Below are 20,736 nucleotides of genomic sequence, written 5' to 3'. Positions count from 1 at the left end.
CCCACTGACCGAGGAGGGTGTGAGGGTAGGTGGTGACTCGCGTTGCTGGGAATTGTCCAGAGCGCTCAATTCTCAGCCGTGACATCCGCGCCGGCCGACAGCAGAAAGGGTAGTATCAGCGGCCGATCAATTCGCTGATTTCTGATATCCAATATGCACTCAGTCAACAGAGTATCGAGCCGCTATGACGGTAAACACATTGTAATTGTGCATGGTTACACGGCCTCGCCCAATGCGAACTGGTTTCCTTGGTTGGCGCAGGTGCTACGGGCGCAAGGCGCGCGAGTTAGCATTCCAGCCATGCCTGATTCGTTCAATCCTGATCCAATAAAGTGGGCATTGGCGTTGGAGCAATCACTGCCAGCAGCCGACACAGACACAATCCTCATAGGGCATAGTCTTGGATGCATCACTGCTCTACGGCATTTGTTGTCCTTACCCGCACACACCCTGGCTGGCGGAGTCTTGCTGGTCTCCGGCTTCGATAGAACGGTGTCTACGTTGCCAGAACTACACGCCTTTACAGATGCACCGCTAGACCACGCGGAGGTTTGCCGTCGTACACAGAAAATCATCTCGCTGTTTTCCGACAACGATTCAATTGTTGAGCCGGCCGCGTCGATCGAACTTTCTCGCAATCTCAACGCGGAGCAACACGTCGTGAGTGGCGGTGGACATTTTCTCGATCGCGAGGGATTTGTACAGTTTCCAGAAGTACATACGGCTATTGCGAGGCTTCTTGAGCACGCGATATAGGTTTATGGAAAGCTTTTTTGGGTGAGTTGAAATCTGAATTCTTTTATCTGAATAAATTCGAAAGTCTAGACACAGGGCGCCCCCTTCGTTGCCTTGCGCCAGATCAAGTCCCGTTCCTGTTTTCACACTCTAATGGTGCCTGTGCAGCGGCACCCATTGAAGTTTGAAAACGGAGCAACTCAAGATGAGGCTTTTTCATCACGCCAAGGCTGGCGATGTCGGCGATGGCAAGGTCGGCCTATTCGGCCTGACCGCACTCATTGTCGGCAGTGCAATCGGTTCGGGGATTTTTGCTCTGCCGGCCACTCTGACAGGCGGCGCAGGAACACTGGGCATTCTGTGCGGCTGGGGCATTGTTGTGTTTGGCATGCTTTCGCTGGTGTCGGTGTACCGCAACCTGACGCTGCGCCAACCGGACATCGATGATGGCATCTACGGTTGGTCCAAGGCCGGCTTCGGTCACATCGGCGGTTTTATCGCGGCTTACGGGCATGGCGCCGGGGATGCCATCGGTAACGCCTCTTATCTGGTGGTGATTTTCAGCGCCCTGGGGGCGTTCGGGGTATTTTCCTTCTTTGGTGAAGGCACCACCTGGACCGCTATCCTTGCCGCCTCGGCCTTGTTATGGGGCGTTAATCTGTTGGTGCTACGGGGGGTCAAGACCAGTACCACGTTGAACAGCATCGCCACCGTCGCCAAGGTGGTGCCCATCGTGCTGTTTATTGGTTTTGCTCTCTATCACTTCGACAGCCGGGTGTTCATGGAGGATTTCCGTGGCGAACGCCATGCCACCTCCATCTTCGATCAAAGCAAGACGGTATTGTTGGCCGCCATGTGGACGTTGATCGGGCTGGAGTCGGGAACCATTTACGCCACGCGGGCGCGCAAGCTGTCGGATGTGGCCAAAGCCTCGACATTGGGGGCGATCATTGTCTCGCTGCTGTTAGTGGGCACCTCGGTATTGGCGCTTGGCATCATGCCGGCCGCGCAAATAACCACCTTGCACCAGCCGTCCATGGCGGGGTTGATGGCCTCGATGGTCGGCCCGTGGGGGGGATTGCTGATTAACCTGTGCCTGATCGTCTCGGTCGTCGGGGCGTTAATTGCCTGGGTGGCCCTGAGCGCCGAAGAGGTGATGCTCGCAGGGCGGGGCAAGAGTGCCACTCAATGGCTGGGCCGACTCAACAAAAACGGTGCGCCGCGCAATGCCATGTGGCTGACCACGGGCATCGCCCAAGCGATGATCCTGGTGGCGGGCTTCAGTAACGCCGGTTACCTGGCGCTGCTGTCGTTCTCTACCTCGTTGGCGCTGTTTCCGTATTTGCTCTCGTCAATGTACTCGTTCAAGTGCGGCCTTAATGGGCGAGGCTACGAGCCTGAAAAGGCGCCCGGGCGTTACTGGGAAATGGCCTTGGCAGGCTTTGCGGTGTGCTTTGTGTTGTTCATGCTTTACGGCGCTGGCTTGAAGTACGTGTTATTGGCGGCCGTGGTGTGGATGGTCGGTCTACCGCTGTTTATCCTTGGCAAGCGGGAGCAGCGGCAAAAACTCAGCGCCGTGGAATGGGTCGTGTGTCTGGGGGTGGTAGCGATGGCGTGTGCGGGGCTGCTGGGCTTGTTCTCGGGCTACTTGAGTCTGTAGTTTCGATTACGCAGGCTCGATTTCCCCGATGTGACCAGCGGTAAGACCTACCCCGCAGTACCGATGGTCGCGGTGGGTGCTCGTTGGGCCGGTAATGGCGTCGGCGCCGAACGCTGGCCGGCACAGACGTCTAGGCGGGTCACCCTTCAATCCGTGCGCCGCAACAGCGAGGAGCTAGCCCGCACCTGTAACTGTGGCGCCAGGATGATCGACTCGGCAGGTTCGCCCAGAATGCGCTTGTGCAGCAACTGCACCGCATGCAGGCCCATCTGCGCCAGCGGGAGGCGCACACTGGTCAGCGGCACGAAAAGTTCTTTGGCCAGTGGGGTGTCGTTGAAACCGACCACTGCAATGTCCTTGCCCGGCGCCAATCCCTTATCGCGCGCCGCCCCCATCAGGCCGATGGCAAGGAAGTCGTTGACCGCGAAAAACGCCTGCGGGGCAGGGTTGAGTCCCAACAGATACTCGCCTTGCTTGTGCCCGGTGAGGCTGTCAAAAGGGCCATTGAGGGTCCACTCCGGGCGCAGTGTTATGCCTTGCTCGCGGTAATAGCGGATGAACCCACGGGTCCGATCTGCCCCGGTGGACGCATGCCGTTCACCCGCCAGTATCGCCACATCGCGGCAGCCCTGTTGGTACAGGTGTTCGGCCGCCAACCAGCCGCCCATTTCGTCGTCGCTGCCCGCCGTCAGGTGCCCGCCAATCTGGCGGCTGACGAGTACGTAGGGCATGTGTTTGCGTTGAAGCAAGTCAAGCAATGGCTGGGTTTCACCCACGTGAGAGTCACCGACGATCAGCCCGGCCACCGAGCGGCGCAAAGCGTGCTCGGCACGTGCCATTTGGCGTGCCTGCTGGTCGTCGGTGTTGGCGACGAATGTGAGATAGCCCGCTTGCTCGGCCGCGCTGTCGATGCTGTCGTAAATGGTCGCCATCACCAGGTCGGTGAGGCGTGGCATGAGCACGCAGATCTCCTGGCTTTTACGCAATTTCAGGTTGGATGCCTGCGTGTTCGGCCGATAATCCAGCTCTTTGGCCAATGCACGAATACGCGCCACGACCTCCGTCGAAGCCGCTCGCTCGACCCCGGCCGGGTCGCCATTGAGCACCCGCGACACCGTCGAGACGTGTACCCCGAGAGCAGTCGCCATGGACTTCAGTGTGGCGGGGCGAGATTGATTCGGCATGTCTGAGAGGCTTCCAAGCATCTATTTCCAGCGCGCGATTCTATCTCAATCGACGCGCCCGCCCGCGAAATAAATCTTTACCCAAACGATTGACTAACACTTTTCCACTCTCTACATTTTGCCAACCCAAACGTTTGGGTAAAACAATAAAAAAACGCCGGACGCGGCCGATTTTTTGACTTCTGCCATCATTTGAAGAGTCAGATCCTATGAACAGTCCCGCTATCCCACGTTTCCGCTACCAGATTTTCTTCCTGATCATGCTGATGGCATTGCTCAACTACATCGACCGTGGCGCGATTTCTTATGCCTCGGCGAGCATCCTTCCGGAGTACGGCTTCGACAAGGCTGACTGGGGCAATGTGTTGGGGTTCTTCGGCTACGGCTACATTCTCGGGGCGTTGATCGGCGGCATTCTGGCCGACCGCTTTGGCGCCAAGCGCATCTGGCTGATTGCCGGGGCCACCTGGTCGATCTTTGAGATCGCCACCGCGTTTGCAGGCGACTTTGGGCTCGCGTTCATGGGCGGCTCGGCCATGGCCGGTTTCGCCACCATTCGCGTTCTGTTTGGCTTTGCCGAAGGCCCGGCGTATTCGGTGATCAACAAGAGCGTCGCTAACTGGGCGACGCCCAAGGAGCGAGGCTTCGTGGTTTCGGTCGGCCTGCTGAGCACCCCGCTCGGTGCGCTGCTCACGGCACCGGTGGCGGTGGGCCTGCAAACCCTGACTGGCGACTGGCGTAGCATGTTCGTGGTGCTGGGCGTGGTCAGCCTGGCGCTGCTGATTTTCTTTATGACACGCTTCACCAACACCCCTGATGAGAACCCTCGGATGTCCAAGGCCGAGCTCGACTTCCTGCGTCAGGAGCGTGCCACGGCAGCCCATGCCTCGCCCCCTGACACAAGCGTCACGCCGGTGTGGCATTTCTTCAAGAACAAGGACCTGCTGCTCAACGCTGTCGGTTACTTCTCGTTCGTGTATGTGACGTTCCTACTGCTGACCTGGACCCCCAAGTACCTGCAGGACGAGTTTCACTACAACCTCTCGTCGCTGTGGTACATGGGCATGATCCCCTGGACCGGCGCCTGCTTCACCGTGTTGCTGGGCGGCAAGCTATCCGACTGGCTGCTACGCCGCACCGGCAACCTGAAGGTGGCGCGCAGTTGGCTGGCCGCGACCTGCCTGCTGTTGACCACGCTGTGCTTCATCTTGGTCTCGCAGGCCCAGACGGTGTGGGGTGTGATTGCCCTGATGACCGTGGCCAACGCCCTCAATGCGCTACCGAACTCTGTTTACTGGGCCGTGGTGATCGATACCGCGCCGTCGAACCGCGTGGGCGCCTACAGCGGCATGACGCATTTCATTGCCAACACCGCCTCGTTCATCGCACCGATGCTGACCGGCTACTTGACCGTTCGCTACGGCTACTCGTCGATGTTCGTCGCGGCGGCGGTGGCCACTGCGCTGGGCATGGGCGCGATGTTGATGGTGCGCCCTGGCAGTCGGCACGTTGCCCCGTCCCCTTTACCCGCCGTGGTTTGATGGAGCTGTTTGTATGAACATGACGAAGCCTACCCATGCTGGCTATTTTTTTGCTCAATCGGTCACTGATTTGGCCCAGCGCCTTCGTGCGGGCAGCCTGACCAGTGTCGAGCTGACGCAGGCTGCCCTTGACAGCATCAAGCGGCTGAATCCGATCTTGAACGCCTTCGTGTGCGTCGATGCAAGCGTGGCGCTGGCGCAGGCGCGCAAGGCTGATGAACTGTTCGAACAGGGCCTGGACCTGGGGCCGTTGCAGGGTATTCCAGTGGCGGTCAAAGACAACATCGATACGTTCGACTATGTCACCACCTACGGTTCGGCGCATTTTGCAGGTTTTAAACCCGAGCACGATGCGGTGTGCGTGAAGCGTTTGCGCGAGGCGGGCGCGGTGATCGTGGGCAAGACCCTGACGCATGAATTCGCCTACGGGCCGACGGGCGACCGCTCGCTGCAGGGCGCCGCGCGCAATCCTTGGAACGCCGACTGCATCACCGGCGGCTCGAGTGCCGGCAGCGCCGCCGCAGTCGCCAGCGGCATGGTGCCGCTGGCGCTGGGTACCGATACCGGTGGCTCGATCCGTATTCCTGCGGCGTTGTGCGGTGTGGTCGGCTTCAAGCCATCATTTGCCAGCGTGCCGCTGGACGGCGTGTTCCCGCTTGCGTCGAGTCTCGACCATGTGGGCCCGATCGCCAACCACGTCGAGGATGCGCGTCTGTTGTTCGAGGTGATCGCCGGGCGCACGTGTGCGCCGTTGGCTAACCCCAGACCGTTGCGGATTGGCTGGATCAGGTCCGGCAGCTTCGGCCCGGTAGACGCGGAGCTGGATAGCCAGGTGTACCAGGCGGCGCAACAGCTCTTTGGCGAGGGGCTACAAGAGGTCGACGAACTGGCGCAACTGTCGGCCGACATGAAAGCGACCTTGCAGGTGTTACAACGCGCCGAGGCTTTCAATGTTCACGCCGAGCGCATGCAGAGTGCGCCGCACATGTTCGAGGCCGAGGTGCGCGAACGCCTCGAGTTGTCGTGTGAAGTCAGGGGTTGGCAATACATCCGCGCGCAGTCCAGCCAGGCACGCCTCAAGGCTGCGATGGCGCAGGTGTTCAAGCGCTATGACTTGCTGGTCTCGCCCAGCGTGCCGATCACGGCGACGGTGGTTGATGCGCGTGAGGTGCAGGTTGGCGCGCAGGACATTGATGTGCGCGCCGCCTTGCTCAGTCATACCAGTGCCTGGAACCTCACCGGGTTACCTGCAATCAGCCTGCCGGTGGGGCTGGTGAGAGGGATGCCGGTGGGGCTGCAGGTCATTGGCGCAGCAGGGGAGGATGATCAATTGTTGAGGGTAATGGCGCAGCGATTCGCAGGGCATGCAGTGGCTTCGGAGCCCACTGAACGCTAATGCAGGATCTGCGCAAGAAAGCTCTGCGCCCTGGGGCTTTGCGGGTTATTGAAGAAAGCCTCTGGTGGGCTGTCTTCAATGATCCGGCCGCCGTCGAGAAACAGCACCCGCTCTGCGACCTGCCGGGCGAAACCCATTTCATGGGTGACACAGAGCATGGTCATGCCGGTGTCGGCGAGTTTGACCAACACATCCAGCACCTCGGCAACCATCTCCGGGTCGAGGGCTGAAGTCGGCTCATCAAACAGCATGATCTTGGGTTTCATGCACAACGCCCGGGCAATGGCCACGCGCTGCTGTTGCCCGCCGGACAACTGGCTGGGGAACTTGTCGGCCTGGTTCTCGATACCGACTTTGTTCAAGTAGAAACGCCCCAGTTCTTGCGCTTCCTTGCGCGACAGGCCCCGCACCGACATCGGCGCCAGCATGCAGTTTTGCAGCACGCTCATGTGCGGGAACAGGTTGAAGTGTTGGAACACCATGCCGATCTCGCTACGCACCTGAGCCGCTTGGCGGGTGTCCAGCGCCAGGTCGGTGTCGTTCACCCGGATATGGCCTTTCTCGGCGATTTCCAGGCGGTTGATACAGCGGATCAGTGTTGATTTCCCCGAACCTGAAGGCCCACACAGCACGATACGTTCGCCTTCGCGCACGTTCAGCTCGATGTCATGCAAGACATGGTAGGCGCCGTAAAACTTGTTCAGCCCTTCAATGCTGACCACGACATTGCGTGTGTCCGGCAACGCAGCGTTGCCGGGCAGGTGACGTTGGGTGTTTGTCGCTGGCATGGCGGTTACTCCGCAAATCAGTGGAAACGTTCTGCGCTGTAAGGCGCCGGGTCAGTAAAGGTCGGGGCGCCGGTGAGCATCTCGGCGAGCAGGCGCCCGCTGACTGGGCCGAGGGTCAGGCCGTGGTGGGCATGGCCGAAGTTGAACCACAGGCCCGGGTGATGCACCGCCGGGCCGATCACCGGGCGCATGTCCGGCAGGCACGGACGCAGACCCAGCCACGGTTCGGGGTCCAGACGCTCGCCGAGTGGGTAGAACTTGCGCGCCAGGGCTTCACAGCGACTGAGCTGAATGTCATTGGCCTGATCGCTGCTCTCGGCAAACTCGATGCCCGTGGTCAACCGGATACCCTGAGCCATCGGTGCCAGGACATAGCCGCCCTGGGCATCGCAAATGGAATGCTGCAACTGTGCATCGTGCAAAGAGCTGTAGTGCATGTGGTAGCCGCGCTTGATTGCCAGCGGAATGCGATAGCCCAGTGGCTTGAACAGCTCGGGCGCCTGTGGGCCGAGCGCGATCACCGCCTGTTCGGCACTCACCGGGCCTTGTTCGGTCTGAACCTGCCAGCCGCCGTCGAGCTGTTTGAGCGTCAGCGCATCGCCCTGAATGAACTGCCCGCCGCGCTTGATAAACAGCGCGGCGTAGCCACGGGTCAGGGCCCCGGGATCGCTGACGGTTTTCGGATCAAGCCAGTGAATGCCGCCCACCGCCTGTTCGTTCAGCGACGGTTCACGCTCGCGCAATTGCTCGCCGTCCAGCACTTCATAACGCAAGCCATAAGGCTGCAAGGCATGGGCATCGGCTTGGGCCTTGATAAAGGCCGGTTGATTGCGAAACACCTCGATCCAGCCATTGGCTTTGATCAGGTCGCCCATGCCGGCGGCCTCGATCAGCACATCGTGCTCATCCACGCAGCGCTGCACCAACGGCAGCATGGCGCGGGCGGCCTGGTTCAACCTGGGCGGCGACGAGTTCTGCCAGTAGGTGAATAGCCAAGGCGCGACCTTGGGCAGGTAGCGCCAGCTATACCGCACATCGGATTGCTGGTTGAGGCCGTAACGCACCAGGCTCGACAGCTCTCGCGGGAACGCATAGGGAATCACACTGGAGCGCTCGATCAACCCGGCATTGCCATGGCTGGTGCCGTTGCCGGGTTGCTGGCGGTCGATCAGGATGACCTGAACACCACGCGCTTGCAGGTGCAGTGCGGTACAGACGCCGACAATCCCGGCGCCCAGAACGATGGTTTGGCAGTGCATGAAAAAATTCCTTGTAACGCGCCGTGCAGGCGTGGGGTAAACGACAGGCATCAGAGCAGATGGCGACCCAGTCGGGCTTCAACGCGCTTGAGCACGCGGCGGATAATTTCGACGATCAGCAGATAAAGAACGGCTGCCCACAGGTAAATCTGGAAATCGAGGCTGCGCGAGAAGGCCAGCTTGCTAACGCCCATCAGGTCGTAAATGGTCACCAGCGAAGCGATGGCGCTGGCCTTGATCATCAGAATCAGCTCGTTGCCCAGCGGGCCGATGGCGACCACCAGCGATTGCGGCAGGATGACTTTGAAGAATGTCGTTGAGCGTTTCAGGCTCAAGGCCTTGGCCGCCTCATGCTGCCCCTGGGACACCGAGAGCAGGCTGCCGCGGAAAATCTCTGCCTGATACGCCGCCGTATTCAAGGTGAAGGCCAGCAGCGTGCAAAACCACGCGTCGCGGAAAAACCACCACAGCCCGACGTCTTGCCAGAACCCCTTGAACGACCCGAGGCCGTAATACAGCAGGAACAACTGCGCCAGTAATGGCGAGCCCCGAAAGCAGTAGACGTACAGGGCGCTCAAGCGCTGCAACAGCAGGCTGTTGGACACCCGAGCCAAGGCAATCAGCAGGCCGAGCAGGGCGCCGAGGGTGAATGAAATCGCCACCAGCTTGCCCGTTACCAGCAAGCCTTCGAGCATGCGCGGGCCATAGCGCTGCAACAGGTCGAGGTCGATGAAAAACTGCGCAAAACTCTCGAGCGTCATGGTCGTGCGCTCCGCAGATGCCGATTGAAGTGCTGCTCGATAAACGCGAACACGCGCCCCGACAGGGCCGAGAAGAACAGGTAACCGAAGCAGGCCACGGCATAGAAGAACAACGGCTCCTTGGTCACGCTCACCGCCAGGTTGGTCTGGCGCATCAGATCGACCAGTGAAATAGTCGAGACCAGCGACGTGTCCTTGAGCAGCGATAACCAGTTATTCGACAGCCCGGGCAGGGCGATGCGCACCAGTTGCGGAAACACCACTTTGCGAAAGGTCGTCGCCTTGCTCAGGCCGAGGGCCGCAGACGCCTCGTATTGACCCTTGGCGACAGTCTTGAACGCAGCGAGCCAGATCTCGCTGGAGAACGCTGCAAAGACGAAACTGAAGGCGACCATGGCGGCCAGAAAGGTATTGATGGTGACCTGGGTTTCGTAGCCCATGGCCGCGAGTATTTTTTGTGCCGCAATCTGGCAGCCATAGTAAATGATCAGCAGCGTCAGCAACTCGGGCAAGCCACGGAACACCGTGGAAAACAGCGTGGAAAATGATCGCAGCCAAGGCTTTTTCGAGCGCGCGGCCAAGGCCAGTCCAAGCCCCAGGGGCAAGCCGATCGGCAAGCAGGCCAGCGCCAGTCCCAGGGTCACCAGCGCCCCGGCCAGCAGCGCTTGCCCCCAGCCGCCGCTGGCAAACGACAACAGCGATAGATGTTCGATCATGCTCGAACCCTCGTGAAAGGACATCGTGAAATGAACACCGGCCAACCTGCGTCCGGCCAGGGCCGGGCTCAGGCAGCGGGTGGACAGTCAGTGCTCGGAGCGGCGACGAATCAGTGGTAGATGTCGAAAGCAAAGTACTTGCTGGAGATCTTCTGATACGTGCCGTCGGCAACAATTTCATCGAGGGCCTTGTTGAAGCGTTCGCGCAGCGCGTTGTCTTCCTTGCGCACCGCAATCGAGGCATCCGCCTGGGTGCCATTGACGTCGCCGAGCATTTTGCAGCAGCTCTTGCCGGCCTTGTCGATCCAGTCGGCGAGCGGGAATTTGTCGGCAATCACACCGTCGAGCCGACCCGACGCCAGGTCGCTGTTGGCCTCGTCCAGCGTCGGGTAGAGCTTCACGTTGGCGCCGGCTTTGCCATACACGTCTTCGGCATAAATTGACTGGGTGGAAGAGGATTGTGCGCCGACGGTTTTACCTTTGAAGTGGGTCTGCGCGTCGCTGATGTCCGAGTCGCTGGGAACCGCAACCGACAGTGGGGTTTTGTAGTAGTGACGGGTGAAGCTGATTTTCTTGCGGCGCTCTTCGGTGTCGATCATCGACGCCACGACCGCGTCATATTTCTTGGCCATCAAGGCCGGAATGATGCCGTCCCAGTCTTGTGCCACAAGGGTGCATTGGGCCTGCATGCGCTCGCACAGGGCGAGGGCAATATCGACGTCAAAGCCATGGAGTTTGTTATCCGAATCGACATAGTTAAACGGCGGGTAAGCACCTTCAGTGGCGATTTTCAAGACGTCGGCCTGAGCGACACCGACACTGGCGGCGAATACCGCACACACACTTGCAAAGCGAATGAATCGTTTCATCGTTGCCTCTCAATCTGCTGGCCTATTGCTCTTGTTTGCTCGCGAGTGACGATGTGTAACCCACGAATTCGTTGTGTAGCGCGGCAGTTGCTTCCAAGCGTTTCTCTACATCGGGGCCGAGTTTCTTACAGACCTCGTTGACCATCAGGTGCACCAGCGACAGCATCGTCGCCGTCGATTCCCAGAAAAGATTGAATTCGGTAGGCAGGCGAAAGACCTCGTCGGCGTGCAATTCGGCCCAATCGCAAAAGGTGTCAGTGATCAGCGTCACCGGGATGCCGGCCGCCCGGGCCTTGCGGCACAGGGTCAGGGCGTGGCGCGAATAGCGGCGCGCCTCGAACACCACCAGCGCGGTGTGTTCGGGGTTGCTCAGCAACACGTCGCCGAAATGCCCGGCAGCGCCGTCCACCACCTGCACGCCATCGCGCAGGTACTGCAACAGGTGCACCATCGAGAGGGCGATGCCGCGTTCGGTCTGAAAGCCGGCAACGAAGATTTTTGGGGTGTTTGCCAAGCGTTCGCTGACGGTATTCCACGCGGGCGTCTGGCTGTGTTCGTAGACGCGTACCAGCGCGGCGACTTCCAGTTCCAGGCTGCGTGAAGGGCCTTGCGGGTTGTGGCTCTGCTGCTGACGAAATTCTTGCAACCGGTCGCCCACCAGCCACGGGCCATCGCCGAGGTCATCTTTCAGGTCGTTTTTCAGATCCTTGAAATGGCTGTAACCGAGTGAGCGACAAAAGCGCCCCACGCTCGATTCGCTGACCCCGAGTTTCTGGGCGATATCGGCGGCGGTCTGAAAGGGCAGCTCATGTAGGTTGGCGAGCATGTACGTGGCAATCGTCCGACCGGAAGCGGCAGCTGTCGACAGACTGTTTTCAAGGCGTTGCTTGATCGGTTGGCTCACGGTACGACTCACTGTATTTTTTGCTTGCGACAGAAAATGAATGTTTTCTGTCATCAAGTCAACATTTGACAGTTTGCTGTCATGACTAGATAGTCGAATGCCTGCAACGGCCCTGGCTTTGCCCTACCTCGATCCGGGAGTTTTTACATGCCTTCACCTGCACATTCTGCTGTAGAGCCTATTGCTTTCAGCGATTTGGTCGTGTTGCTGCGCGCTATTTTCGAGCGCCATGGCACGTCGGCTGAAGTCGCTGCGGTACTGGCCCATAACTGCGCCAGCGCCCAGCGCGACGGCGCTCACAGCCACGGGGTGTTCCGGATTCCCGGCTACGTTTCGACCCTGGCCAGTGGCTGGGTCGATGGCCGGGCGGTGCCGGTGGTGGAAGATGTCGCCTCGGGTTATGTCCGGGTCGATGCGCGCAACGGTTTCGCCCAACCGGCCCTGGCCGCTGCCCGCGAGTTATTGCTGGAAAAAGCCCGCAGTGCCGGGATTGCGGTCCTGGCGATTCACAACTCCCACCATTTCGCGGCGCTCTGGCCAGATGTTGAACCCTTCGCCGAGGAAGGGCTGGTGGCCTTGAGTGTGGTCAATAGCATGACCTGCGTGGTGCCCCATGGCGCTCAACGCCCCCTGTTTGGCACCAACCCGATTGCCTTCGCGGCGCCTTGTGCGGGAAGCGATCCGATCGTTTTCGACATGGCGACCAGTGCCATGGCCCATGGCGATGTGCAGATCGCTGCGCGGGCGGGTGAGACCTTGCCGCCGGGCATTGGTGTCGATAGCCAGGGGCTGGCGACACAGGACCCAAACGCGATTCTCAATGGCGGCGCATTGTTGCCGTTTGGCGGGCACAAGGGCTCGGCCCTGTCGATGATGGTGGAGTTGCTGGCGGCCGCGCTGACCGGCGGCAACTTCTCTTTTGAGTTCGACTGGCATCAGCACCCCGGGGCGAAAACGCCGTGGACCGGGCAATTGATTATCGTGATCGATCCGCGCAAGTCCGTTGGCGAGCGTTTTGCCCAGCGTGCCCAGACCTTGGTGGCGCATATGCATCAAGCCGGCTTGCAACGTATGCCGGGCGAGCGTCGTTACCGCGAACGCGAACATTGCGCGCAGCACGGCGTGGCAATCGCGGAGCAGGAGTTGGCGCAGCTGCGGGCGATGGCGGACACAATCGTGTGATTGCATGCGGATAGGCCCGACTGCAAAAGGCCGTCCTGGCTGCGTGGCGCGTCATCCCTCACACACTGCTGCCGGAAACCGGCAGCAGCCCTGCCACACCTAAACCTTGAAACGCTCCACGAGCTTTTCCAGCTCATGCCCCAGCCGCGCCAGTTCGTTACTCGACGCGGCGGTTTCTTCGCAGGTGTTTGCCGTCTGGTCGGAGATGTCGCGAACGTTGATCACGCTGCGATTGATCTCCTCGGTGACGGCGCTTTGCTGTTCCGCCGCCGTGGCAATCTGCTGATTCATCGCCTGAATGATCGAGACCTTGCTGGTGATGTTTTCCAGCGCGCTGACGACGCGGTGGGTGTATTCCACGCTGCTTTCGCTCAGCAACAGGCTGCTTTCCATGCCGGTGGCCACGGCTTGGGTGCCGCTTTGTACGCCGGCGACCAGGATTTCAATTTCTTCGGTGGAGCGCTGGGTGCGCAGGGCGAGGTTGCGCACCTCGTCAGCCACGACCGCAAAACCGCGACCGGCCTCTCCGGCGCGGGCGGCTTCAATCGCAGCGTTCAGCGCCAGCAGGTTGGTTTGCTGGGCGACGGCCTTGATCACATCCAGTACGCCGCCGATTTTATCGCTTTGTTCCTGCAGGTGGCGGACGGCGTCTGCCGATTGGTTGAGTTCTGCCGCCAGGCGCTGGATCTGCGCGATGGCTTCCCCCACGATCTGCTCGCCCTCGCAGGCTTGCTGATCTGCGGCGGACGCGGCGGCGGAGGCCTCCTCGGCGTTGCGGGCGACGTTGTGCACAGTGGCGGTCATCTCGTTCATTGAGGTGGCGACATGATCCGTTTCGGCTTTCTGGTTGCTGATGCCGGAATTCGTTTGCTCGGTGACCGCCGACAGCTGTTCGGCAGCGCTGGCAACCTGGATGACGCCGGATCGAATGCCGTCGATCAGCTCATGCAGGTTGAGCATCATCTGTTGGAGGCCTGACTGCAGTTGGCCCAGTTCATCACGCCGGGTCACCGCCACATGCTCGGTCAAATCGCCTCGGGCAATGCGGTTCACCGCCTGGAGCGTGTGCTGCAGTGGATTGACGATTTGCCGTGTGATGCCCCATGCGGCGAGTGCGCCGAGCAGCAGGGCCAGGGTCGCGACGAGTCCGAGCGAGGTCTTGGCGGACGCGGCATCGGTATCGCGTTTGGCATTTTGCGATTCAATCAGTTTTTGCGTGGTGTCGAGCAGCACGTCACCCAACTGTCCCATTCGTTTAAACAGGGACGCCTGGTCAACGTTGGGCATGGCCAGGTCATGCAGCAGTTGCCCGTACTCTTTGGCCGCATTTCCCTGCTGTTGAATCAGGTCTTGATCCCGTGGGTCGATGAATTTTCCCTTGATACTGTCCAGGTGGGCCGCCAGGCGGTCCAGGGTTTGCTGCAGCGGTTGATAGGCATCCGGTTGGGTATTCTTACCGATGCGTAAACGAATGATGCGCAAGTCTTTGGTGTAATCGCTGATCTGCGCAATTTCCTCAACCTTGAGCCCGCGATCGGTCAATGTCACCACGGCGTACCAGCCGGTGGCGGCCAGTAGCAATGTAAGCCCCAGTACCAGGCCGAATCCCAAACTTAATTTAGCACTGACGCGGATATTGCTGATCCAGCCGAACATATGGACTCCAGGTTGTAACGCAGGTTGAGTGATCCTTGATTCCCTGAATGTCGACCATCCATTCCAATGCTTTAGTTTTAGTCTGACGGTCGCGCTGTTCCGAAGGACAATTCGCGGCGTGTCTAAAAACTTTGGAATGTGCGAGACATTGTGGGGCGGTGGGACTGTAAGGTTACAGCCCACGTCTGTAGGGCGTTGGAGAAGAGGCAGGCTCTTCAACTAAGGGGGCGTTTACGAGCGTAACAGTGCGGCCTTGTACTTTAGTCGAATATTCAGACGGTCCGGGTTCTGGCGGGCCCGTATTCAGGGCGCCAACGCCCGAAAAGAGTGCAGGGTCGTCATTAGGGATTTAGATCTTGATCGCTTTTTTTAGATAGGAAAACAATTGGTCCTGGCAGGCCCTGTATTGGTTTTCAAGGCTCTCCACCTCAAACATGCGAGCCAGCCATACCTCATCACAGGCCGCCTCTAAATGATTGACAGTTGTCATCCAGAGCGTTTGGGCGTTCGCCGTCGCTCGGAGTAATTGCAACAGTTCCTCATTTATCTGAAGGGTGTTGGGTGAGGCGTGTATGGGCGACATTAAAAGTACCGAGAGTCGATTTTAATCGTGGTTGGTTTTTCTATCGCGCACTATAAAGCCCTGCTCGTGAGGGGCAGTATTCGACTAATGGCTAACGAGGAGGCGGAGTAAAATTGGATTTTTTTGGGTGCGGATATTCACCAAGCTTATAATGTTGCCCGCGCAGCTAGAGTGGTTTGTCGTATTAAGCAGATGATTCGATTCAGCTGATAAGTTGAGTCTGCCTTTAACCGTTATTCAATAAAATGCTGCGGCGGTAGTTGCGTCTTAGATGCAAAAACACGATGGCTTGCCAGTGTCCCTTCAGCAGGATGGCCACCGCCGGGCCAGGGCAAATCCTGGCAATGTCCCAACCGATGCCAAATAACAGGCTGCCGCCAACCTGGCGTCGGCCCAGTTCAGGCACGCCTGGAAGTCGCTAGTCTAGGCTCATGATCCAATCGCTTTGACCAGTAGGGCCACCGCAACCAGCATCGACACGGCGGCAAACCCGCGTTGCAAGTGCGGGCCTGCCAGCCGCGCTGCGATCAGGCGCCCGCAGGCCATTCCAAACAATGCACCTATGGAGAACGGCAGGGCAATCGCCCACTGCAGATGCCCGGCCGCAGAGCTGGCGGCAACGCCGGACATCGACACCAGTGCAATCACCGCCAGGGACGTTGCCAGCACCGACTGCGCGGTCAAATTGGTGTATCGCTGTAGCGCCGGCACCATCACAAAGCCGCCGCCCACGCCGAGCAGGCCTGAAAGCCCGCCCGCAACCACGCCAGACACTGTGAGCGCCCAGGCGCACGGCGCCGTCCAGTTCAGCTTGCCTCGTTGGGCGTCCAATACGCAGGGCGGCGGCTTGGTCGCAGTCGCCTTCGACGTGGGGGAGGGCGGCAACGACCGTTTGAATACCCGGAACGCCACATACATCAGCACGCAGGCAAACAGGATCGTCAACGGACGATTCGGCGTGCGCTGCGCCAACCAAAGGCCCAGGGGCGAACAGATGATGCCTGCGGTGGCAATTAACAGCGCTGCCTTGTAGCGGACGGTGCCGTTTTTCAGGCCCATCACCGCGCCCAGGGTCGCGGCCAGGCCGACGGCCAGCAGGCCAATGGGCCCGGCCTCGGCCATGCTCAAGCCCGCCCCGAACACCAGCAACGGCACCGCGAGTATTCCACCGCCGGCGCCGGTCAGCGCCAGAATCACGCCCACTGTCAGCCCGAGCAGTAAGACGATGATCATTTCAGTCTCCTTGCGTTCAGCCCTGATTTCATTGGTCGGTCAACTCGGGTTTCGCCAGCCATTCGCGGCCCTTGAGCATGCCCTTCCAATACAGCGGTGGAAGAATCCGCTCTTTGAGCAGCCAGGCCAGTCGGGAGGGGCGGGTGCCGTCGATCAGCCATGACGGGAAGCTGGGGGCGACCTTGCCGCCATAGGTGAACTCCGCCAGGACGATCTTGCCGCGTTCCACCGTCAGCGGGCAGGAGCCATAACCGTCGTACTGGGCGCAACCGTTCGCCTTACCCATGGCCGCCAACACGTTATGGGCCACCACCGGCGCCTGCTTGCGGGCGGCGGCAGCGGTCTTGGCGTTGCTCGAATTGGCCGCGTCGCCCAGCGCATGAATGTTTGCCCAGGTTTTATGCCGCAGCGTGGCGGGGTCGATATCAATCCAGCCGGCCGCGTCAGCCAACGGGCTGACCCGAATGAAATCCGGCGCGACCTGCGGTGGTACCACATGCAGCAAATCAAACTCACGGGTCACCACACGGGGGCTGCCATCCGGGTTCACGCCGCTGAACGTGGCCGTCCGTGCCGGGCCGTCGACGCGGGTGAGGGTGTTGCCGAAATTCAGGTCGATACCGTAAGCCGTGACGTATTCCATCAGCGCCGGCACATAATCGGGAACCCCAAACAGCACTGCACCGGTGCTGTAGAACTCGATCTCGATGGCATCCAGTACGCCGCTGCGTTTCCAATGATCGGCCGATAGGTACATGGCTTTTTGCGGTGCCCCGGCACATTTGATCGGCATCGGCGGCTGCGTGAAAATCGCCCGGCCACCGCGCAGTTGCTGCACCCTTTCCCAGGTATAAGGCGCCAGGTGATACAGGTAGTTGGAGGTCACGCCGTTGCGGCCCAGGGTCTCCGACAACCCTTCGACGGCGTGCCAATCGAGCTTCAGGCCGGGGCACACGATCAGTTGCTCGTATTTGACGACCCGGCAGCCATCCAGAATGACCGCATTTCGCTCGGGCTCGAAAGCCGCCACCGCCGCCTTGATCCAATGCACGCCGCGGGGCAGGGTGGTGCCCATCGTGTGAGCCGTTTGGCGCGCGTCGAACACACCCGCGCCCACCAGCGTCCAGCCAGGCTGGTAGTAATGCACATCGGCCGGGTCGACGATCGCAATGTCGAGCCCCGGCGCGCGGGCCAGCAGGCTGGAGGCGGTGGCGATACCCGCCGCGCCCGCGCCGATGATGACCACGGTGTGCTGCGCCTCAGCCACTTCGACCGGCGTGCGACCCTGGTTCGCAATCCGCCGAATCACGCCTTTCATGTCGAAGCCGGCTTTTTTGGCGCTTTCGACGATGTGCGGCAGGTCGTGTTGACCCGCTTGTGACAGCGCCCACATCGTTGTCGAGCGCATACCGGAGCGGCAATAGGCCAATACCGGCTTGGGCAGCGTTTCCAGCAGCGTGCCGAAGGCGACCCCTTGCTCGTCGGTGACTTTGCCCGATTCGGCGGGAAGGTAGTGCGCCTCGATGCCGACCGCATCGGCGGCGCGTTTGATTTCGGCAAACAACGGTTGGTCGCTGCCTTCGCCATCGGGGCGGTTACAGATGATGGCGCGAAAGCCGGCGGCTTTCAGTTCAGCCAGTTGGCTGGGGAGAATCTGTTCTGATACCGATAAAGCAGGTGCAAGGCGGCGGATATCCATAAGTGTCTCCGTTATGGGTATTTTTTCTTATATGTTTTTTTGGGGGGGGGATGAGTGTCAGGCGACGTTGAGCGGGATTTTCAGATAGCGGGTCCCGTTCGATTCAGGCTCGGGCAAATGCCCGGCTCGCATGTTGACCTGGACCGAGGGCAGGATCAGTGTCGGCATGTCCATCGAGGCATCCCGCTTGGTACGCATCGCCACGAACTCCTCCTCACTGATGCCGTTACGCACATGCACGTTGTGCTCGCGTTGTTCGGCAACGGTGCTGACGAATTGCAGCTCGCGGCCGCCTGGCTGGTAGTCGTGGCACATATACAGCAACGTATCTGCGGGCAGGCTCAACACTTTGTTGATTGACTGGAACAGCGTGCGCGCATTACCGCCGGGGAAGTCGCAGCGGGCGGTGCCGTAGTCGGGCATGAACAGCGTATCGCCGACGAAGGCCGCCGTTTCGCTGCCCTTGCTGATCAGGTAAGTCATACAGGCCGGCGTATGGCCGGGTGTATGCAGCGCGGTGCAGTGCAGCGTGCCGATGCTGAACGATTCGTCGTTGACGAACAGGTGATCGAACTGGCTGCCGTCGCGGGGCATCTCACTACCGGTATTGAACAGCGTGCCGAAGACCTTTTGCACCGTCGAGATCTGGCTGCCGATGCCTATTTTTCCACCGAGCTTTTCTTTCAGGTAGGGCGCGGCGGTCAGGTGGTCGGCGTGGACGTGGGTCTCGAGAATCCACTCGACCTTTGCGTTCAGCTCGTTCACCCGTGCTATCAGACGGTCGGCGGAGGTGGCGGCGGTGTAGCCTGATTTAGGGTCGTAATCCAATACGCTGTCGATAATCGCGCAGTGGAGGGTGGCCTCATCGAGCACCAGATAGCTGACGGTGTGGGTAGCAGAATCGAAGAAGCCTTCGACGTGAAGTTTGACGCGCATGAACTGTCTCCTTAGGGGGGGGCTTTTTTTTCGAGCCGCTTAGACTAAGGACTGTCGATGCAATAAGTTTGCCAGGCCATGGCTGTAGCGAAATAGCCTAATATCCAATTGATTTTATTGGGCTTTGTGTTTTTGTATGGGGGTGTTCCGGCCTGAATCTGGTGGAGTCCTCTGCCATTGGCAGTGCCTTGACAGAGGTGGCAGTGCCACAACAGGATGGAAGAATGGATACCAGGAGCCGTGATGAAGACTTTTCTGCCTACCCCACCCGACGCCGTCCCACGCCCGGATCAAGTGCAGTCGCTTGTTTCGTTTCTGGAACACGAACCCCATCCAATGATCGTGCTCGATCCGGACTACAACATCCTGGCGGCCAATACGGCCTATCAGCGCCAGTTCGGCAGCGCTGACAAACCGTTTATCGGCCATAAGTGTTATCAGGTCTCACACCATTACGACGTCCCCTGTGACCAGGCGGGTGAGAATTGCCCGATGAAAAAGGCCCAGGAAATGCGCGGGCCGGATCGTGTCTTGCACATCCACCACACACCGCGTGGGCCTGAGCACGTCGATGTCGAATTGCGCCCGATCCTCGACGAGCATGGTGCGATCACCGCTTATGTGGAGCGCCTGACGCTGGTGCGCAGCGCCTCCGCGCGCCCGAGCAACGATGGCTTGGTCGGCTGTTCACCGGCCTTCAACCTCGCCCTGTCGGAACTGCAGCGGGTGGCGCCCTCCATGCTGCCGGTGCTGCTTCTGGGCGAGTCGGGCACGGGCAAAGAGCTGTTCGCGCGCGCCGTCCATGAAACCAGCGAGCGGGCCAGCGGGCCGTTTGTCGTGGTGGATTGTTCAGGCTTGACCGAGACACTCTTTGAGAGCGAGTTGTTCGGCCATGAAAAAGGTGCCTTCACCGGCGCTGTCACGCGCAAGCCCGGCTTGGTTGAAACGGCCCAGGGCGGCACGTTGTTTCTAGATGAGATTGGCGATGTGCCGTTGTCCATGCAGGTCAAACTGTTGCGCCTGATCGAATCGGGCACCTATCGCCGGGTCGGCAGTGTCGAGACTTTCCACGCCAATTTCAGATTGATTGCCGCCACCCACAAACCGCTGGAAAAAATGATGGAAAAAGGCGAGTTCAGGCAGGACCTGTACTACCGCATCAGCGCTTTTCCCATTCACTTGCCCCCTTTGCGCAACCGGGTAGAAGACATCGGCTTGCTGGTGAATTCATTTCTGCAACGTCGCGGTGCCGGCAAACGTCGGCTGACCATCGACGCCGAAGCCCTGGCAAGACTTCAACAGTATCCGTGGCCTGGCAATATCCGTGAGTTACGCAATGCCCTGGAAAGAGCGAGTCTGTTCGCTGACGATGGCGTCATCCGTGCCATCCATTTACCCCAGGCGTCCGTGGCGCTGCCGCTTCAGGCTGCTGCTGATGCTTCTGCTGCTTCGACGTCGTTCGATGACAGCACGCTGGCGCAGGCACTGGCGACATTCAAAGGCACCCGTAGCGAGTTGGCCAAGCACCTGGGGATCAGCGACCGCACCTTGTACCGGCGCCTGAAAGAACAGGGCCTGGCCTAGTCATCGACGACTGCCAATGACTGCCATGCTGGCAGATTGGCAGCGAATTG

General features: G+C 59.9%; 17 protein-coding genes and 1 pseudogene. 6 read left to right on the top strand and 12 right to left on the bottom strand.

Features of this window, described 5'->3' with window-relative positions; translation table 11 throughout:
- Window positions 1–153 precede the first annotated feature (153 nt).
- Window positions 154–756 carry an alpha/beta fold hydrolase gene (locus P3S72_RS20240; protein WP_276193792.1) on the top strand — a complete coding sequence of 201 codons (603 nt, stop codon included), beginning with the start codon at window positions 154–156 and terminating at the stop codon, window positions 754–756.
- 184 nt (window positions 757–940) lie between these two features.
- The gene (locus tag P3S72_RS20235) at window positions 941–2,395 is read left to right on the top strand and encodes an amino acid permease (protein WP_276193791.1); all 1,455 of its coding nucleotides are present in this window, start codon (window positions 941–943) and stop codon (window positions 2,393–2,395) included.
- A 146-nt stretch (window positions 2,396–2,541) separates the two neighbouring features.
- Here the strand turns inward: P3S72_RS20235 and P3S72_RS20230 are convergent, their stop codons facing one another.
- Window positions 2,542–3,579: a LacI family DNA-binding transcriptional regulator gene (locus P3S72_RS20230; protein WP_276193790.1), complete on the bottom strand. Its 1,038-nt coding sequence runs from the start codon at window positions 3,577–3,579 to the stop codon at window positions 2,542–2,544.
- 209 nt (window positions 3,580–3,788) lie between these two features.
- Here P3S72_RS20230 and P3S72_RS20225 point away from each other — a divergent pair, with 209 nt between their 5' ends.
- Both P3S72_RS20225 and P3S72_RS20220 read left to right on the top strand, forming a co-directional pair.
- Entirely contained in the window at window positions 3,789–5,120 is a 1,332-nt protein-coding gene (locus tag P3S72_RS20225; protein ID WP_276193789.1) for an MFS transporter, read from the top strand.
- 13 nt (window positions 5,121–5,133) lie between these two features.
- A complete protein-coding gene (locus P3S72_RS20220) occupies window positions 5,134–6,516 on the top strand; it encodes an amidase (RefSeq protein ID WP_276193788.1) in 1,383 nt (460 codons plus the stop codon).
- On the opposite strand, the gene P3S72_RS20215 is transcribed toward P3S72_RS20220, so the two are convergent.
- From P3S72_RS20215 to P3S72_RS20190, 6 genes are all read right to left on the bottom strand, one after another.
- Window positions 6,513–7,304 carry an amino acid ABC transporter ATP-binding protein gene (locus tag P3S72_RS20215; RefSeq protein WP_276193787.1) on the bottom strand — a complete coding sequence of 264 codons (792 nt, stop codon included), beginning with the start codon at window positions 7,302–7,304 and terminating at the stop codon, window positions 6,513–6,515. The genes P3S72_RS20220 and P3S72_RS20215 overlap by 4 nt on opposite strands.
- A 17-nt stretch (window positions 7,305–7,321) precedes the next feature.
- Window positions 7,322–8,563, bottom strand: coding sequence for an FAD-dependent oxidoreductase (locus P3S72_RS20210; RefSeq protein WP_276193786.1), 1,242 nt, complete (start codon window positions 8,561–8,563; stop codon window positions 7,322–7,324).
- Window positions 8,564–8,613: 50 nt separating this feature from the next.
- The gene (locus tag P3S72_RS20205) at window positions 8,614–9,324 is read right to left on the bottom strand and encodes an ABC transporter permease subunit (protein WP_247404188.1); all 711 of its coding nucleotides are present in this window, start codon (window positions 9,322–9,324) and stop codon (window positions 8,614–8,616) included.
- Window positions 9,321–10,040 (bottom strand): ABC transporter permease subunit, encoded by a 720-nt coding sequence (locus P3S72_RS20200; RefSeq protein WP_247404186.1) that lies wholly within the window; start codon window positions 10,038–10,040, stop codon window positions 9,321–9,323. Before P3S72_RS20200 ends, P3S72_RS20205 begins: the two co-directional genes overlap by 4 nt.
- 110 nt (window positions 10,041–10,150) lie before the next feature.
- On the bottom strand, window positions 10,151–10,909 hold the full coding sequence (locus P3S72_RS20195; RefSeq protein WP_276193785.1) for a transporter substrate-binding domain-containing protein: 759 nt from the start codon (window positions 10,907–10,909) through the stop codon (window positions 10,151–10,153).
- Between the two features lie 22 nt (window positions 10,910–10,931).
- A complete protein-coding gene (locus P3S72_RS20190; protein ID WP_276193784.1) occupies window positions 10,932–11,813 on the bottom strand; it encodes a MurR/RpiR family transcriptional regulator in 882 nt (293 codons plus the stop codon).
- A gap of 147 nt (window positions 11,814–11,960) precedes the next feature.
- On the opposite strand from P3S72_RS20190, the gene P3S72_RS20185 reads away from it, so the two are divergent.
- Window positions 11,961–12,995 (top strand): Ldh family oxidoreductase, encoded by a 1,035-nt coding sequence (locus tag P3S72_RS20185; protein WP_276193783.1) that lies wholly within the window; start codon window positions 11,961–11,963, stop codon window positions 12,993–12,995.
- Between the two features lie 99 nt (window positions 12,996–13,094).
- Here the strand turns inward: P3S72_RS20185 and P3S72_RS20180 are convergent, their stop codons facing one another.
- From P3S72_RS20180 to P3S72_RS20160, 5 genes and pseudogenes are all read right to left on the bottom strand, one after another.
- On the bottom strand, window positions 13,095–14,651 hold the full coding sequence (locus P3S72_RS20180; protein WP_276193782.1) for a methyl-accepting chemotaxis protein: 1,557 nt from the start codon (window positions 14,649–14,651) through the stop codon (window positions 13,095–13,097).
- Between the two features lie 809 nt (window positions 14,652–15,460).
- Window positions 15,461–15,652: pseudogene (locus P3S72_RS20175) on the bottom strand (DUF6691 family protein); the annotation flags it as partial.
- 11 nt (window positions 15,653–15,663) lie between these two features.
- Window positions 15,664–16,467 carry a sulfite exporter TauE/SafE family protein gene (locus tag P3S72_RS20170; RefSeq protein ID WP_276193781.1) on the bottom strand — a complete coding sequence of 268 codons (804 nt, stop codon included), beginning with the start codon at window positions 16,465–16,467 and terminating at the stop codon, window positions 15,664–15,666.
- A gap of 28 nt (window positions 16,468–16,495) precedes the next feature.
- Window positions 16,496–18,166, bottom strand: coding sequence for a bifunctional protein tyrosine phosphatase family protein/NAD(P)/FAD-dependent oxidoreductase (locus P3S72_RS20165; protein ID WP_276193780.1), 1,671 nt, complete (start codon window positions 18,164–18,166; stop codon window positions 16,496–16,498).
- A 57-nt stretch (window positions 18,167–18,223) separates the two neighbouring features.
- On the bottom strand, window positions 18,224–19,102 hold the full coding sequence (locus P3S72_RS20160; protein ID WP_276193779.1) for an MBL fold metallo-hydrolase: 879 nt from the start codon (window positions 19,100–19,102) through the stop codon (window positions 18,224–18,226).
- A 243-nt stretch (window positions 19,103–19,345) separates the two neighbouring features.
- On the opposite strand from P3S72_RS20160, the gene P3S72_RS20155 reads away from it, so the two are divergent.
- Window positions 19,346–20,686: a sigma 54-interacting transcriptional regulator gene (locus P3S72_RS20155; protein WP_276193778.1), complete on the top strand. Its 1,341-nt coding sequence runs from the start codon at window positions 19,346–19,348 to the stop codon at window positions 20,684–20,686.
- Window positions 20,687–20,736: the final 50 nt, after the last annotated feature.

The organism is Pseudomonas sp. D3 (genome assembly GCF_029320995.1).
Taxonomy (GTDB): domain Bacteria; phylum Pseudomonadota; class Gammaproteobacteria; order Pseudomonadales; family Pseudomonadaceae; genus Aquipseudomonas; species Aquipseudomonas paraveronii.
Note: the sequence above shows the minus strand (reverse complement) of the source record. Positions and strands in the feature narration are given on the sequence as shown.